Source organism: Vibrio sp. Vb0304, assembly GCF_033338995.1.
GTDB lineage: Bacteria > Pseudomonadota > Gammaproteobacteria > Enterobacterales > Vibrionaceae > Vibrio > Vibrio alginolyticus.
This window is the reverse complement of the sequence record NZ_JAWOTT010000236.1, coordinates 1-1,179: the sequence shown is the minus strand read 5'-3', so window position 1 is coordinate 1,179 and position 1,179 is coordinate 1. Positions and strand designations below refer to the sequence as shown.

2 protein-coding genes are annotated in these 1,179 nt (G+C 42.2%); one reads left to right on the top strand and one right to left on the bottom strand.

Annotation, left to right across the window (positions count from 1 at the left end):
- Window positions 1-357: 357 nt before the first annotated feature.
- A complete protein-coding gene (locus tag R7P35_RS25275; protein ID WP_005481267.1) occupies window positions 358-906 on the top strand; it encodes a GNAT family N-acetyltransferase in 549 nt (182 codons plus the stop codon).
- Window positions 907-992: 86 nt separating this feature from the next.
- On the opposite strand, the gene R7P35_RS25270 is transcribed toward R7P35_RS25275, so the two are convergent.
- Window positions 993-1,179 (bottom strand): HAD-IA family hydrolase (locus R7P35_RS25270; protein ID WP_258617270.1); only part of this gene is annotated, 187 nt, incomplete at its 5' end.

The following is a 1,179-nucleotide window of genomic DNA, read 5'->3' as shown; positions in this document are numbered from 1 at the left end:
AAGGCATTACAATAAACGTTAGAACAAAACTGGCTGAAAAAATCAATATATTCACCCAGATAAATGGTGGTTTGTTTTGATTCACGGAGGTATTCCTAACTTTGAGCTAACAACTGTTCGCTAGAATATCAGCGAACACGTGTAAGTCAAATTAAAGTTAGATAAATGTGACTATTCTTGTTGAGCTGAGCCGGAATTCTAACTGGGATATTTTGCTTTTAATTGAATAATGAGTAGTATTAAAAAATGAGCTATGGCTTGAGGTGTATGAAATCTACCAAGTAATTGGCTTTGTAAAGGTGGAATATGCCAAGGCTCTGTGGAAAAGCAAAAAATGTAAGAAAATAGGAATACGTAATGGAATTACGATTAGCGGAATATAAGGACTATGAGCGCATTGCTCAATTGCATGCGGACAGTTGGAAACGTCACTACCGAGGCATTTTAACGAACACTTACCTAGACAGCGAAGCCATCGACGACAAATTGTTGATTTGGCAGACTCGCTTAACCAATCCTCCATTTAACCAACATATCGTTCTTGCAGAAGAGGGTGGCTTGTTACTCGGCTTTGTCTGTGTTTTCGGCAACCATGACTTTGAGCGCGGTACATTCATTGACGCTCTGCATGTTGATGATAGCTATCGTGGTCGTGGTATCGGCAAACAACTCTTGCTTGCCGTTGCAGAGTGGCAACAGCAATACTTCAAAGATTCAGGATTGTATCTAGAAGTAGTCTCGCAAAACACATCAGCGATTTCGTTCTATCAACATATTGGTGGACAAGAATGCCAAGAGCGTACGTGGCGTGCTCCGGGCGGAACAGAAGTAATGGAAAAAGTGTTCCGTTGGTCTAACGCGCAAGCGCTGGTAAGTGGCATTGAGGAAAACGTCATCTATTCATAACGCTTTCTAAGCGAAAGAACGGAGACGATAAGAGCAGCACTGACGCTGCTCTTTTTTGTTTGCGGGATAGTTAACAATCTGGCGAGTTAAAAAGACAGGCCCATTTCCTTTAACTCACTTTCACATTGGCTCGCGTTTTCAAACTGAATAGCAGCCATGCCCACCTGTTTGGCCCCTTCGACGTTGTAAGGCATATCATCCAGAAAAACGGTTTCTGATGGGTTTAAGTCGTAGCGGGAGAGAAGCGCTTGATAAATTTCCGGTTGAGGTTTT

Bases quoted from the DNA above. Each gene is read 5' to 3' on its own strand.
- R7P35_RS25275 (WP_005481267.1), top strand. From the start codon at position 358: ATGGAATTACGATTAGCGGAATATAAGGACTATGAGCGCATTGCTCAA.